Below are 13928 nucleotides of genomic sequence, written 5' to 3'. Positions count from 1 at the left end.
GCTATGGAATCCAAGGGCATACCGCAGCCAAAGCTGTACATCATGACCGTTCTGCAGGCCGCCAAGGTGTACGCCGGGTACGGAGAGACAGACGAGGGCCGGGCACTGTGTGAACGTGCGTGGGAATTTGTTGAATCTGTTCCTGCGCTCAATCACGACCGCGAGGTGGCAGTCCACGTTTACGACGCCGGATGGGACCACCGCCGGCCCCGGGACCCGATGTACCTGACCGGAGCGTTCTTCCTCGCGGTGGAGGAGTACGGGCCCGGCAGTGCCTGGGTGCCTTACCTGATGCGTGAACTGTACTGGTACCTCCAGGAGGATCCGGAACGGGATGAGTTCGCCTCCCTGCGGAAACGGGAGGAGGACCGGGAACTGGCCGAAGACCTGCACCGGATGGCCGTCGCAGCCCTGGGCGGATTCCCGCGCGGGACGACCCATGCCGAACGCTGCCTGCGCAGCGACGTCGTCGGATACGCAGCCCAGTTCCTCTTTGCTGCCGGTGACGACCTGTGCCGCCACGCGCTGGAAGAATGGCTCTCCGGCCCGGTCAGCGGCTACGAATCAGGCACCGCCCTGGTAGGTTTTCTGCTCCGGCTGCAGGCCTACGGTATGGCGCGGGCGGCAGCTGAACGGACCCTCACGGTGGTGGAGGCGGATCCCGCTGCGACCAGTGCGGAGAAGGCCAGCGTTCTCCTGGACGTTGTCTTCGGCATCGCCATGGCACCTGATGCCTCCGGCCTGGCGCAGCTGCCTGAACTCGAGCAGCGGATCGGGGACCTGGCACACGGCTCGTTCAGTGAGATTGAAGTAAAGGTTCTGCAGGAGAAGCTCTACCGCTACGTCATCCAGCGCCTGGATGAACGCAAGGAGGCGCAGGAGGACCAGCAGGCCATGTTTGAACGGCTCCGCTTCAATCCCTTTGCGGCCGCCCCCAACATCTGGAACTAGGGCAGCTGCCCGGCTGCCGTCCGCGCGCCCGCGGCGTTGCGGGCGGCCAGGATGTGGGTGCGCATCACGGCTTCCGCCCACTCCCCGTCACGGGCCCGTGCCGCAGCCACCAGCTCAGCGTGGTGGAGCATGCTGCGGCGCAGTGCTTCGGGGCTGTACTTGCCGAAGGTGTGCGCAACCACTGCCGGGCGCATCAGGGTCTGCAGGGCCACGGCAAAGTGCCGGTTGCCGCAGCGTTCCACGAACACTCCGTGGAATTCGTTGTTCAGCGCCCCCAGCGTCCGCAGGTCGCCTGCTTCAGCGGCCGCTTCCATGGCGGTGTTCAGCCCGGCCAGCCGCTCCACGTCGTCATCCGAAAGCAGGGGAACGGCCAGCAGGGCGGCATGCGGTTCAAAGCCGGCCCGCACGTCGTAGAGCCCGGCCACGTCCTCGGGTGTGAAGGAAACAACCTGGGCGCCCTTGTTCCGGCTGATCTCCACGATGCCCTCGGCTGCCAGCCGGTTCAGTGCTTCGCGGACCGGTGTCCGCGAAACGCCCAGCCGTTCGGCCAGCGCGGCCTCGCGGAGCCAGGCGCCCGGAGCAACCTCGCCGGAGGCGATCAGGTCACGCAGGCGGGCGTAAGGGCTCTCATCGGCGGGGTCCGCAGCAGCGGGGTAGTGGTCCATCCGAACTACGTTATCCCTTGCCGGAGGCGGGTTCCGGCCAGCGGGCTTCAGCGAGCTGTGCCCGGGTTCCGCCGCGGGAAACGAACGACGCCGACGCCCGGCCGGTGAGCTCCACGATCCGGCGGGCGGCCAGGAGATAGCGTTCCAGGTTCACGCCGGTGCGGATACCCAGCCCGTCGCACAGGTGGACCAGGTCCTCAAAGGGCGCATTGCCCAGCACCGACGGATCGCCCGGGAACCAGAGATCCCCGCCCAGCCCGGCGAAGGAGCCCTCGATCCAGTCGGTGCCGGCCTGCAGCGCCGCCAGCGCATTAGCCGGCGCAAAACCGTTGCGGTTATGCAGATGGACGCCCACTTCAAGGCCGGGATGCAGTTCGCGGACCTCGCGGATCCCGTCGTAGAACTCGCCCGGACCCTCCTGCCCTGAGGTGCCCGCCAGATAGACGCCGGCCGAACCGGCGGAGACGGCAGCATCCACCACCCTCAACCGCTCTTCCCTCGGAACGGGCCCGCGTGCAGGGGCGAAAAAGGAACAGGCGACGGCGGTCACCAGGCGGAGGCCGGAGGTCCGGGCAAGTTCCCCGATGCGCTCCAGACCGGCCAGCGCCTCGTCCACCGACAGGTGCTGGTTGCGCAGGCTAACCTCCTCGTCCGCTGAAACCACCACCACCAGTTCATCCAGTCCGCAGTCCACTGCCCGCTCGGCGCCCCGGTAGTTCGGCGCGAGTCCGCGGTAGCGTACGCCCGGAACCCGGGGGACAGCCGCCATCACCTCGGCGGCGTCGGCGAGCTGCGGCAGGACTCTGGGATGGGCGAAGGACACCGCCTCGATCTCCCGGACCCCGGCGTCAATGAGCAGCTGCACCAGCTCCACCTTGGCTGCTGTTTCCAGCGGCTCCGGAACGGACTGGAGACCGTCGCGGAGCCCGACTTCCACCAGCCGGACCGAGCCGGGGAGCCCCGGCAGGCTCATGCCACGCCCCGGGCCCGGAGGTCCTGCAGCCGGCTCCCGCTGACACCAATGCCGGCCAGGACTTCTTCGGTGTGGGCGCCCAGCTCCGGGCCGGGCCAGCGGACCGTACCGCGCGTCCGGCTCAGCCTGGGGAAGACGTCCTGCATCGACACGGGTCCAAGGGAAGGATGTTCCACCTGGGTAATCGACCCCCGGGCTGCGAACTGCGGATCGGAGAACATGTCCACCGGCCGGAAGATCCTTCCGGCCGGGACGCCGTGCTCTTCCAGCAGGGCTTCCAGATCCGGTGCATCAAGACCGGAGGTGAAGCCGGCTATGAGGTCATCGAGTTCGCTCTGGCGTTCTCCGCGCGCCCCATGGGTTGCGTAGCGCGGGTCAGCGGCCAGATCCGGGGCGCCCATGGCCTTGGCCAGCCGGGAAAAGACCGTGTCCTGGTTGGCTGCGATCAGCAGCCACTGCCCGTCCCTGGTTGGGTAAACGTTGCTGGGTGCCACGTTGGGAAGCACGGCACCGGTGCGTTCACGCTGGTATCCGGTGACCTGCCATTCCGGAACCAGGGATTCCATGACCCCCAGCACCGCCTCATAGATGGCGGAATCAACTACCTGTCCCTGGCCGGAGGAGTTCCGTTCCTGCAGGGCAGCCAGGGCTCCGATGGTGGCGAACATGGCGGCCAGGGTATCTCCGATGGAGATGCCCACCCGGGACGGCGGCGTCGAAGGGTCACCGACCACGTAGCGCAGTCCGCCCATGGCCTCGCCGATGGCACCGTACCCGGCGCGCTGTGAGTAGGGCCCGTCCTGCCCGAATCCCGATACCCGGACCATCACCAGTCCAGGGTTCTCCCGGCGGAGGTCTTCGAATCCCAGCCCCCAGCGTTCCATGGTGCCGGGACGGAAGTTCTCAATGACGACGTCGGCGTCCGCAATAAGCCGGCGGGCCAGATCCTGCCCTTCCTTCTCGCGGAGGTTCAGCGTCACCGACCGCTTGTTCCGGCCCACCACGGAGAACCAGAGCGATACACCTTCCGGCAGCTGCCGCCCCCACTGCCGCATTGGGTCCCCCCGCTCGGGGTCCTCGATCTTGACCACGTCGGCGCCCATGTCGCCCAGAAGTTGCCCGCAGAACGGTCCGGCCAGCAGCTGTCCCATCTCTACAACCCGAATGCCCGCCAGCGGGCCGCCCGGTTTCGTCTCTGCTGACATGGGTGCTCCTCCTGAGCTGGACTGCAGTGGCCAATCTGCATACAACTTTGCAGCTGTCCCGGACGCTGTCAAGGAGCGTTTTGTTCAGCGCGGACTACTTGTATGCAATCTCTTGACAGTCCCAAAGTGCACCCCTAGCCTGATGCCACGAATGTGACGCAGGCAACATCGGGCGCATTCCCCGGCTCGGATTCCTTCCGCCGCACCCTGATCGGGACCCCGCGGCACCACCCCAAGGAGAACTGATGGCGTTTCGGCTAGGCGTGGATGTTGGCGGCACATTCACGGACATATTGCTGGTGAATGAAGACACCGGACAGACACACCGGTACAAAACCTCCTCCACCCCGCAGGACCAGTCGGTGGGTGTGCTGTACGGAATCCAGCAGGTTTGCGCAGCGGCAGGTGTTGATCCCTCCGAGGTCAAGGACGTACTGCACGGCACCACGGTGGCCACCAACGCGATCCTGGAACAGAAAGGTGCCCGGGTTGGGCTGGTAACCACCCGCGGCTTCCGGCAGGTGCTGCAGATTGCCCGGTCCTTTGTTCCCGGAGGCCTGGCCGGCTGGATCATCTGGCCCAAGCCGGAACCCCTTGCGGACCTGGAGGACACCGTTGAGGTGAGCGAACGGGTTTCGACCACGGGGGAGGTGCTTACCCCGCTGGATGAAGACGACGTGCGCCGCCAGCTCGCCAGGCTGCGGAACAACGGGATCGAGGCCCTGAGCATCTGCCTGATCAACGCGTATGCCAACGGCGGCCACGAGGCACGGATCGCAGAAATAGCCGCGGAGGAACTGCCCGGCATCCCGGTCTCACGTTCATCAGTAGTGCTGCCTGAGCTGCGCGAGTACGAACGCGCCATCACCACCGTGGCCAACGCCTACGTGCAGGGCCAGGTTTCCGGGTATGTCCGCAGCCTCGACGAGCAGCTGGCCGGCGCCGGCATGGATGCCCAGCTTTCGATCCTGCGCAGCGACGGCGGCCTGGTCTCCGGTGCCGTTGCGGCTGACAACCCCGTGTCGCTGCTGCTCTCCGGACCGGCGGGCGGTGTTACAGGTGCGGCCTGGGCGGCTGAACAGGCTGGCTACACCGATTTCCTGACTTTCGACATGGGCGGCACCTCAACGGACGTGGCACTGGTGCAGAACCTGCAGCCGCGGATCGGACGGGAGACCACAGTGGGTGACCTGACTGTCCGCGCCACCTCCGTTGACGTCCGCACCGTCGGCGCCGGCGGCGGATCGATCGCCCACGTGCCGCCGCTGACCCAGGCACTGCGGGTAGGGCCGCAGTCCGCCGGAGCCGCCCCCGGGCCGGCGTCGTACGGGCGCGGTGGGACCGCACCCACAGTGACGGACGCGAACGTGGTGCTGGGCTACCTGCCTGAGGAACTGGCTGGCGGCGAGATCGGTCTGGACACCGAGGCCGCCGCCGCTGCAGTCAAGACGATTGCCGATGCCACCGGGCTCAACGACGTCGAGCGCGCAGCCGAAGGCATTGTGCGCATTGTCAACGAGAACATGTTCGGCGCATTAAAACTCGTCTCCACCCAGCAGGGCTTTGATCCCCGGGACTTCGCACTCGTGGCCTTCGGCGGCGCCGGACCGCTGCACGCCAATGCGCTGGGCAAGCTCACCGGCGCGTGGCCGGTAATCATTCCGCCTTCTCCCGGAGTGCTCTCCGCCTACGGGGATGCCACCACCAGTCTGCGGGACGAAGCAGCCCGCACGCTGGTGCGGCCGTTCAGCGACTTTACCGACGCCGAACTGGCCGGCCTGCTCGATGAGCTCTCCTCCACAGCCCGCGAATCTCTGCTCACCGCCGGCCTGGGTGAAAACGAGCTCAGCGTCAGCTACTCGGCGGACGTCCGCTACCACGGCCAGGGTTTCGAGATCCCGGTGCCGCTGGATTATCCGGCGTTTGCCGCAGGGGATGGCGCCGGGTTTGCCGCACTGCGTTCCGCGTTCGACGCCGAGCACCAGCGGCTGTTCTCTTTCCTGCTGGACAACGAACACGAACTCGTCACTGTCAGGGCCACGGTCAACGGACCGCACCCCGAGGTTGCCTCCATCACCCTTGAAGCGGGAGGCGAAGACCCCGCCGCAGCCGAACGAACCCGCACCAGCATTTTCGTGGACGGCGAGACGGTGGAGGCCGTGGTGTACGACCGCAACCGGCTCCGGGCCGGGAACATTGTGCCCGGCCCGGCCATCATCGCCGAAATGGACTCCACCACGCTGGTCCTTCCCGGCCACACCGCTGCGGTGCACCAGCACGGCAGCCTGCTCATCCGCCCCGCAGATTCGAAGGAGTAGCCCCCATGGCCCAGCTAGTGGAAACCGCCGCCGAGCCCCTGCGCGCGGTGGACGTCGACGTCGTTACCCTCGACCTGATTGAAAACGCGCTGCGCAGCGCCCGCTATGAGATGGATGAGACGCTCTTCCGTACTGCCCTGAGCCCCGGCATCCGGGAACAGCATGACGAGTTCCCGCTGATCGCGGACCCCAGCGGCAAGATGATCGTGGGCCAGTTCGGCCTCTCCATTCCGGACTTCCTCGAGAACTTCCACGGGACGATCGAAGAGGGCGACGTCCTGATGACCTCGGACCCGTATTCCTGCGGAGCGGCGATCAGCCACGCCAACGACTGGCTGGTGGTGATGCCCATCTTCTATGAAGGCAGGATCGTCGGCTGGGCCTCACAGTTCGGCCACATGACCGACGTCGGCGGCAAGACCCCGGCGTCCATGCCCACCGACGCACGCACCATCTTCGAAGAAGGCGTGGTGATCCCGCCGTTCAAGCTCTACCGGCGCGGAGAGCGCGATGACACGGCGCTGGGCATCATCCTGAACCAGGTCCGCAAACCGGACTGGAACAGGGCGGACCTCAACGGGCTGGTCGCAGCCTGCAGCACCGCCTCCCGCCGGGTGCAGGAAATGTGCGCGCGTTTCGGCGTGGATACCTACACCTCTGCGCTGAACGCCCTGCTGGACCGGAACTACCGGGCCATGAAGACACTGCTTTCAATGGTCTTCGAAGAAGGCAAACCGCTCTCTTTCACGGACTACATTGACGACGACGGCCGCGGCTTTGGTCCGTACGAACTGAAGATGACCATCACCCGCACCGGGGACAAGGTATTGATCGACCTGACCGGCAGCAGTCCGCAGGCGCAGGGGCCGATCAACTACTACATCAACGAAAACCTGATCCGGATGTTCTTCGGCATCTACATGATCACCGTCGCGGACCCGCAGATCCTCTGGAATGACGGCTTCTATCCGCTGGTGGACGTCGAAATCCCTGAAGACACGCTCTGGAAACCCCGCTATCCGGCAGCGCTGAACGGGCGCAACCACGGAATTGGCCGGCTCTTCGACCTCTTCGGCGGACTGCTGGGCCAGGCCAACCCGGACCTGCTCAACGGCGCCGGGTTCTCCTCCTCGCCGCACTTTATGTATTCCGGTAACTACAGCTCCGGAGACCGGAAGGGCGAATGGTTCCAGCTCTACTCCATCGGCTTCGGCGGCATTCCGGGACGCCCTGTAGGAGACGGGCCGGACGGCCACTCGCTCTGGCCCTCCTTCACCAACATCCCGTGCGAGTACCTGGAGTCCTATTACCCGCTGGTGATCGACCGCTGGGAAACCACTCCGGACACCGGCGGCGCGGGGCTGCACCGCGGAGGCAACGGCGTCGACGTCGCCTACCGTTTCCTGGAACCGGGCACCATCGCGATTCATGACGACCGGTGGCTGACCTATCCCTGGGGTGTGCGCGGCGGGGAACCCGGTGCCCGCGGCCGGAAGTGGATCGAGAAGGCTGACGGCACCACCGTTGTTCTGCCCTCTAAGGTCCATGACGTCTCGGTTGAACCCGGAGATGTGCTGCACTTCGTTACCTGGGGCGGCGGCGGGTGGGGAGATCCGCTGGAGCGTGATCCGGAGCTGGTGTGCAAGGAGGTGCGGCGGGGCCTGGTGACTGCCGAAGGGGCACGTTCCTACGGAGTGGTCTGCTCTGAGAACGGAGAGCTCGACGCCGATGCCACGGTTGCCTTGCGCACGAAGCTGGGGGCAGGCCGGCCCGGAGAGCTCCCGCTGTTCAACCGCGGCGGGAACCTCGAGGACCTGCTCGCCAACGCGGAGGCAGAAACGGGCCTGAAGGCTCCGTCCCCGCCGGTGGTCATGCCGTGAGTTTTGCCCACGGGTTCGACGGCACCCTGGCTCCCGGAACTGTCCCTGTGCTGCTCTCGGTAGACCTGATGCAGGCGTACTTTGATCCCCAGAGTCCGCTGTGCCTGCCGGAGAAGCAGTTCCTGGACACCGCCGCCCAGGTTATGGGTTCGGCGCGTGCCAATGGTGTTCCGGTGCTGCACACCCGGGTCAGCTACGGGCCCGACGGCGCGGACGGCGGGGTCTTTCTCCACAAGATCCCCGCGCTGCGGCTGCTGATCGGGGACAGCGAACTGGGCCGGATCATGCCGGAGGTAGCGCCGCTGGACGGGGAAACTGTGCTGGTGAAGCAGTACGCCAGCGCGTTCTTCGGTACGGACCTGGCCCAGGTGCTGCACACGCGGGGCGTGGACACGGTGGTGATCGTGGGCACCAGCACCAGCGGGTGCATTCGGGCCAGCGCTGTGGACGCGACGCAGCACGGTTTCATCCCGATCGTGGTGGCTGACGCCGTCGGAGACCGGGATGAAACCGTGCACGGCGGCTCACTCTATGATCTGCAGGCGAAGTACGCCGAGATCTGGCAGAGCCCTGCGGTGCTGGACTACTTCGGCCAATCCGGGTCCTAGCCCTCGGCTGCGCCCCACCACGGTTCCTTGGCGGCGTCGTACGTTCCGTCATTTTCGGCGAGGTTCAGCCACTGGTTGACGTATTCCTGGAACACCGTGTCCCCAAGCGGCAGCAGGTAGGCCTTCTGGGAGAAGTTGAACGGGTTGTCCGGGTCCACGGCACAGAGCTCGGGATACTCGTTGGCAACCCACTTCACCTCGGCGGCGTCGGTGGTCATCACGTCTGCCCTGCCGGCGACGATCTCGTCGAAGATCGTGTTGTTGTCTTCAAAGCGGATAATCTCGCCGTCGGGGTAGTTTTCATCGGCGAAGATCTCGTTCGTGCCTCCGATCGGGGTGATGGACCGGACGCCCGGGGTATTGATTTCCTCCACGGTGTCGTAGAGCTCTTCCTTGCCGCAGAGGGTGATCGGGGTCTTGCCGTCGTCCAGGACGGGATCGGTGTAGAACGCCTGCTGGGCGCGCGCCAGGGAAATTGACACGCCGCCCACGCCGATGTCACATCCGGCCAGGAAGTCGGGCATCAGGTCCTTCCACGTGGTCTGCACAAACTCGACGTCGACGTCGAGCCGCGCCGCGAGGTCCCGGGCCATCGAGATGTCGATTCCGCTCCATTCGCCGGTGTCCGGGTCCAGATAGGTGAAGGGCCGGTAGTCACCCGTGGTGCAGACCTTCAGGGAGCCGCGCTCAGTGACGGCAGCCAGCCGGGACTCGGTGCCGGAGTCCTCAGCGGAGGCTGGGGTCTCGGTGGCGGAGGCCGTGCATCCGGTGGCCAGCAGGGCGGCTGCGGCGAAAACGGGCAGCAGGCGGTACTTCATGTAGTGCTCCTTCTCTTGTGGGGGCGGAGTGTGGTGAAATCTCCGTCCCGCCAGACCTAGCAGGAGCCCTATGGGTGCGTCTGCCCTAGTCAGGGGCATGTAACGGGGGTGATGCCGTTTTGTTACCGTCGGCCTGGATCAGTGTTTGAGGGCCAGCGACGTGCCGAAACCCAGCAGTGCAAGGCCGGTAAGCCGGTCGGTGATCTTGACCGAGCGCGGTCCCTGCAGGGCCTTCCGGGCCAGGTGCGCAGCGGAAATAATCAGCCCGAACCATAGAACGCTCAGCAGCACATGGATCCCTGCCAGAGCCAGGCCCATCAGCAGCGGAGAGACACCGGCGGGCATAAACTGCGGAATCATGGCGATGTAGAAGACACCCACCTTGGGGTTGAGCAGGTTGGTGCCCAGTCCTTTCGCCCATGAGGCAGCCAGCCGTTCCCCCGGCAGTGCGGGTACCGGAACCCCGTCGACCGGCACCGGGGCATGCCGCCGGCGGAAGGACTTGTACAGCAGGGAACATCCCAGCCACAGCATGTACGCGGCACCGGCCAGCTTTAGGGCGGTGTAGGCAGCCTCGGACGCCGTGAGCAGGGCGGAAATGCCGACGGCGGCCGCGGCGCCCCAGAGGAAAGCACCGGTATTGATTCCCAGACCGGTGGCCACGGCATGCCGCGGTCCCTGGCTGATCGCCGAACGCAGCACCATGGCCGAATCGAGACCAGGCAGAATGGTCAGCAGCACGGCGACGGCGGTGAAGCCCAGCAGGGCCTGTTCAACACTCACCGGCTCATCGTAACGGCGGGCGTCCGGGGTAAGTCCACCATTACGGGCGTCGGCGCCGTGGGAAACTGGGGGAGTGCATCCCAGCGATACCGTCCAGCCGATCCTGATCCGCGTGGACAAGGAAGACCCTGCAGCCCACCGTGACGCAGTAGCGGCCGCAGCGCTTGCCTGCGTGCTGGCCTATGCCCGGCGGGACGGCGACGAAGCCTGGGAAGAGTGGGTGCACGGACGCTTCACCAAGACGGTGCGGCGGGCCGGGCCCAAACCTTTCGCGAAGCTCAGCGCCGGGGCGCCGTCCGGGACAGTGGTAGTCGGCAAGGCCGAGGCCGCGGCGTTCGAGCCGCAGCGCTACGAAGACATGCCCCGTGCCCTGCGCTCGCTGCAGGTCTCCGGAACCCAGCTGCCGGCAGGGGAACCCGTGCCGGCAGATCCGGGGAACCCGCTGGTTGTGCTCAACCAGGACCTTGCCATGTCCACCGGCAAGGCAGCAGCCCAGGCATCCCATGCCCTGCTGGCCTGGTATTTGACCCTCGCGCCGGAACAGGCCGCCGCGTTCGCCTCGGACCCCGGTGCCGCGGTCACGGAAGTCCGGGCAGGCCCTTTCCGGGAACTCAGTTCGTCTGACGGTGCCGGACCGCTCATCGTTGACGCCGGCCTGACCGAAATCGATCCGGGATCGGCCACCGCGTTTGTGGCGCCTGCGGGAAGCCGGCTGCCTGCCAGCTAGCGGCAGAGGTCCTTCTCCGCAGCGGGCAGGAGCAGTTCTTCGTTCTGGAGGACATCCACCGGGCGTTTGCCGGAGAGCAGCGGGTTCGGCCGGGAGAACCACCGGAGAAGTTCCTCGTCCCGCCAGCCGTTCAGGCGTCCCAGCCGGATGATGTCCTTGACCGAGGGAAGAATCCGGGTCCGTACCTCATCGAACTGAAATCCGGGATACAGGAAGGTTCCCTTGTCTTGTACAGCGAGAACCCGGGCTTTGCCGGTCAGGAGGTTGGCCCGCAGATTGTCCTGTCCGCCAAAATCCAGCCGGTCCGCCAGCTCACTGATCGTGTACATTCCGAATTCCTGCCGGACCGCGCCCCAGGGATCCGCGGCCGCAGCGCCTTTGTTCCCCTTTCTGCCGCGGGAACCCGCTGCCGGCTTTTCCACCATGGGTGCCAATGTTAGGACGCCACCCGAAGCGCATTGAGACGCCGGGCATCGCGTGCACGGGCGTCCAGGTCAGCGGCGGCCTGGGCCGGAAGATCAATAATGCCGCGCAGTGAACGGCGCAGGCTGCGGTAGGCGCCTTCCACCTCCGTGGGCGACGCACCGCCGTCGAGCAGCAGGTTCAGGGCCGAACGCGCGGTGGCCAGCTTTCCGCGCTCGGCTTCCGTGAGCTTGGACTGTCCGCAGCGGCGCGCGTAGTTCTCTGCAGTCCGCAGTGCTACTTCAAAGCGGTCGACGGCGAGGTGCAGTTTGGCGGGGTCTGTCCCCCGTTCCGCTTCGCGGATACCCTGCATGGCCACGATGACCTCGCGGATCACCGGATCGCTGTAATCAGTCATGACCGGGTACTCGATGAGCAGGGAGACATCTGTTTCATAGCGGGACCAGGACACCAGTGCCGCATCCCGGCGGCTCTGTGCAGCTTCCCAGGAGGAAGCCGTGGCAGCGGCCTGGGTCAGACGGTTCCGCCGGGCCCTGAGCCGTTTGGCCGTTTTGCCGGTCACGATCCCCAGCCCGGTCAGCGCCGCGACGCCCAGCGGCGGAATGACAAAGGCCAGCACGAATGTGTAGGCGGGAGGCACCGCTCCCCAGATGGCCCAGGACGCGAAGGAGAGGAGGGCGTACACCCCCAAAACCACCAGGCCGGAGCCCAGGGCGAAAAGAACCAGTGCAGCTGCAGCAAGCCTGCGGGCTATTCTCTTCAGCATGCCGACAGGATAGCCAATGAAGCTGGATTCCGGCAGGGAACGAAGCAAGCCGCCGGAACCTAGCCGCATGCCGGCCCGTCCGGGAAACGAGCCGCGAGAACTTGTGCAAGAAATGCGGGTATCTTTGGGAGAATTTGCGGGGAGCGTTCCTAGAGTCTGTCCATGGGGACATACAACGCAATCTCAAGCAGGAAACCATCCGCCGATGTGCTGACTCCGTCCTCCGGAACGGCCGCGGCAATCCGTTGGGTGCACTCAAACCGCGCCCAGACGGCTCCGTCCAGGCCTGCGCTGAAACCGGGACAGGTCTACGTCACGCGCAGGGGCACCGTTTACCACTCCGACTGGTGCCAGGTGGTCCAGCGGACCTGGGAATTCAATCGGCCGGCGCTGCAGGTCTGCGCCCGCGAGGAAGCCGGCGCCCGCCGGCTCTGCCGTTCCTGCGCGGAAGAATCCGCCCGCTCCTGACCGGAACGCCGGTAGGCACGGATCCCCGGGGCAGCTACCGCCCGTTTCGGAGCCGCTCCAGCTCACGCCGGTCTTTTTTGGTGGGGCGCCCGGTTCCGCGGTCACGCTGAGGGATGCCCAGCGCCGGGACAGGGGGACGTTCCGGTGTGTGGTCCGCGTAGAAGTGCGACGCCGCTTCGGCGCCGACGCGCTTGGCGATCAGCCCGCGGACTTCCAGTATCCGTTCGAACCCGGGCTGCCGGACCCGGATCGTGTCCCCCGGCTGGACAGCGGCAGCGGCCTTCGCAGCGTTTCCGTTGAGCTTGACGTGTCCTGCCCGGCATGCGGCCGTGGCAGCGGAGCGGGTCTTGTAGGCGCGGATCGCCCAGAGCCATGCGTCGATGCGCACGGTGCGGGAAGTGGCGTTCGGAATGCTCATGGTGATTCCCGAGTCTAGTCCGCCGGATCGTTTCCCCGGCCCCGAAAGCCCAGGAGATCACGGGCCTCTGCCTCGGCGCGCAGCTGCTCGGCGGAAAGCAGCCCGCCCTGCACCACGGTGTTATGCCGGGGCACGGCCCGTGCCGCCAGCAGGCGCCGGAGCTCGGCCGGGGTATACGGATCCGGAAAACCGGAGTGGGCCACGGCATGGCAGGTGGGGCACAGGGGCACCAGGTCGCTCACCGGGTCCAGCTCATAGCTGTCCGAAATCAGTCCCGCCGGCACTATATGGTGCACCTGCAGTACCCCCGCCGCCTCGGGCCCGTAAACAGCTTCGGGATCGAGACCGCAGGCTGAACAAGCCGGTCCGTGATGGGCGCGGCAGACGCGTGCGGCGTCGGGGTCGGTTTCGTAGCGGCTGGCCAGGGACCAGCGGACGGCTGGCGCCGGCAGGGACCCAGGCAGCGGAATGGGAGACTCTGCCCGTCCATTCGCCGTGCTGCGGGACCAGGCCCGGCGCAGTTCCTCACCGGTTCGCCGGGACAGGACGCTGACACCGGCGGGCCCGGGCAGCAGCCCGGCGAGTTCCGCAGGAAGCTCTGCCACGGTGACCAGTTCGTCCAGCGGGAGCAGAATGTCGATGTCCACGTCGGCCAGGTGCAGGCGGGTCTCCGGGTCGCCCTGCGGATCAGCCACGCTGTAAGGAGCGGAGACCACAATTCCGTGTCCGGCCACCCCCGCGCGCTCGCCGGAGACCGCGAACCAGACGTCGGAGCCTGGTTCAAGTCCAGCCGCGGCAGAGACGTCCCAGACTGCGCGGAAGAACCCGGCTTCGGAGGCGATTGCTGCGGCGTCGTGGTAGTCCGGCTGCCAGGCTTCCGGCCAGACCGGATCCCAGCCAAGCAGGGCCCCGCTCATCCGGCATC

15 protein-coding genes are annotated in these 13928 nt (G+C 66.5%); 6 read left to right on the top strand and 9 right to left on the bottom strand.

Annotated features, from left to right (window positions below; all coding sequences use genetic code 11):
* Positions 1 to 42 precede the first annotated feature (42 nt).
* Positions 43 to 951, top strand: coding sequence for a hypothetical protein (locus ACWGQ2_RS03630; RefSeq protein ID WP_452014409.1), 909 nt, complete (start codon positions 43 to 45; stop codon positions 949 to 951).
* On the opposite strand, the gene ACWGQ2_RS03625 is transcribed toward ACWGQ2_RS03630, so the two are convergent.
* From ACWGQ2_RS03625 to ACWGQ2_RS03615, 3 genes are read right to left on the bottom strand one after another with little or no spacing between them, the layout of a single operon-like run.
* Positions 948 to 1616 carry a GntR family transcriptional regulator gene (locus tag ACWGQ2_RS03625; RefSeq protein ID WP_452014407.1) on the bottom strand — a complete coding sequence of 223 codons (669 nt, stop codon included), beginning with the start codon at positions 1614 to 1616 and terminating at the stop codon, positions 948 to 950. The genes ACWGQ2_RS03630 and ACWGQ2_RS03625 overlap by 4 nt on opposite strands.
* 10 nt (positions 1617 to 1626) lie before the next feature.
* Positions 1627 to 2589 carry a hydroxymethylglutaryl-CoA lyase gene (locus ACWGQ2_RS03620; RefSeq protein WP_452014405.1) on the bottom strand — a complete coding sequence of 321 codons (963 nt, stop codon included), beginning with the start codon at positions 2587 to 2589 and terminating at the stop codon, positions 1627 to 1629.
* On the bottom strand, positions 2586 to 3794 hold the full coding sequence (locus ACWGQ2_RS03615) for a CaiB/BaiF CoA transferase family protein (protein WP_452014403.1): 1209 nt from the start codon (positions 3792 to 3794) through the stop codon (positions 2586 to 2588). Before ACWGQ2_RS03615 ends, ACWGQ2_RS03620 begins: the two co-directional genes overlap by 4 nt.
* 245 nt (positions 3795 to 4039) lie before the next feature.
* Here ACWGQ2_RS03615 and ACWGQ2_RS03610 point away from each other — a divergent pair, with 245 nt between their 5' ends.
* From ACWGQ2_RS03610 to ACWGQ2_RS03600, 3 genes are read left to right on the top strand one after another with little or no spacing between them, the layout of a single operon-like run.
* Complete coding sequence (locus ACWGQ2_RS03610) at positions 4040 to 6112, top strand: hydantoinase/oxoprolinase family protein (RefSeq protein ID WP_452014401.1); 2073 nt, start codon at positions 4040 to 4042, stop codon at positions 6110 to 6112.
* A 5-nt stretch (positions 6113 to 6117) separates the two neighbouring features.
* On the top strand, positions 6118 to 7992 hold the full coding sequence (locus tag ACWGQ2_RS03605) for a hydantoinase B/oxoprolinase family protein (RefSeq protein ID WP_452014399.1): 1875 nt from the start codon (positions 6118 to 6120) through the stop codon (positions 7990 to 7992).
* Positions 7989 to 8600, top strand: a complete 612-nt coding sequence (locus tag ACWGQ2_RS03600; protein WP_452014397.1) for an isochorismatase family protein — start codon at positions 7989 to 7991, stop codon at positions 8598 to 8600. The genes ACWGQ2_RS03605 and ACWGQ2_RS03600 overlap by 4 nt, the downstream gene beginning before the upstream one ends.
* Here the strand turns inward: ACWGQ2_RS03600 and ACWGQ2_RS03595 are convergent.
* Together ACWGQ2_RS03595 and ACWGQ2_RS03590 are read right to left on the bottom strand one after the other, a co-directional pair.
* Positions 8597 to 9418 (bottom strand): transporter substrate-binding domain-containing protein, encoded by an 822-nt coding sequence (locus tag ACWGQ2_RS03595; RefSeq protein WP_452014395.1) that lies wholly within the window; start codon positions 9416 to 9418, stop codon positions 8597 to 8599. The two genes, ACWGQ2_RS03600 and ACWGQ2_RS03595, sit on opposite strands and share 4 nt — an antisense overlap.
* Positions 9419 to 9556: 138 nt before the next feature.
* Positions 9557 to 10201: a LysE family translocator gene (locus ACWGQ2_RS03590; protein WP_452014393.1), complete on the bottom strand. Its 645-nt coding sequence runs from the start codon at positions 10199 to 10201 to the stop codon at positions 9557 to 9559.
* A gap of 73 nt (positions 10202 to 10274) precedes the next feature.
* On the opposite strand from ACWGQ2_RS03590, the gene ACWGQ2_RS03585 reads away from it, so the two are divergent.
* Positions 10275 to 10928 (top strand): peptidyl-tRNA hydrolase, encoded by a 654-nt coding sequence (locus ACWGQ2_RS03585; RefSeq protein WP_452014391.1) that lies wholly within the window; start codon positions 10275 to 10277, stop codon positions 10926 to 10928.
* Here the strand turns inward: ACWGQ2_RS03585 and ACWGQ2_RS03580 are convergent.
* On the bottom strand, positions 10925 to 11257 hold the full coding sequence (locus ACWGQ2_RS03580; RefSeq protein WP_452014389.1) for an antitoxin Xre/MbcA/ParS toxin-binding domain-containing protein: 333 nt from the start codon (positions 11255 to 11257) through the stop codon (positions 10925 to 10927). The two genes, ACWGQ2_RS03585 and ACWGQ2_RS03580, sit on opposite strands and share 4 nt — an antisense overlap.
* A gap of 107 nt (positions 11258 to 11364) precedes the next feature.
* Complete coding sequence (locus ACWGQ2_RS03575; RefSeq protein WP_452014387.1) at positions 11365 to 12117, bottom strand: hypothetical protein; 753 nt, start codon at positions 12115 to 12117, stop codon at positions 11365 to 11367.
* A gap of 162 nt (positions 12118 to 12279) precedes the next feature.
* Between ACWGQ2_RS03575 and ACWGQ2_RS03570 the strand changes: the two genes are divergently transcribed.
* Entirely contained in the window at positions 12280 to 12585 is a 306-nt protein-coding gene (locus ACWGQ2_RS03570; RefSeq protein WP_452014385.1) for a hypothetical protein, read from the top strand.
* Between the two features lie 34 nt (positions 12586 to 12619).
* Here ACWGQ2_RS03570 and ACWGQ2_RS03565 read toward each other — a convergent pair whose 3' ends face one another.
* Complete coding sequence (locus ACWGQ2_RS03565; protein WP_452014383.1) at positions 12620 to 13003, bottom strand: RNA-binding S4 domain-containing protein; 384 nt, start codon at positions 13001 to 13003, stop codon at positions 12620 to 12622.
* A gap of 14 nt (positions 13004 to 13017) precedes the next feature.
* Positions 13018 to 13920 carry an HNH endonuclease gene (locus ACWGQ2_RS03560; protein ID WP_452014381.1) on the bottom strand — a complete coding sequence of 301 codons (903 nt, stop codon included), beginning with the start codon at positions 13918 to 13920 and terminating at the stop codon, positions 13018 to 13020.
* Positions 13921 to 13928: the final 8 nt, after the last annotated feature.

This window comes from Arthrobacter sp. NPDC055585 (genome assembly GCF_053619115.1).
Note: the sequence above shows the minus strand (reverse complement) of the source record. Positions and strands in the feature narration are given on the sequence as shown.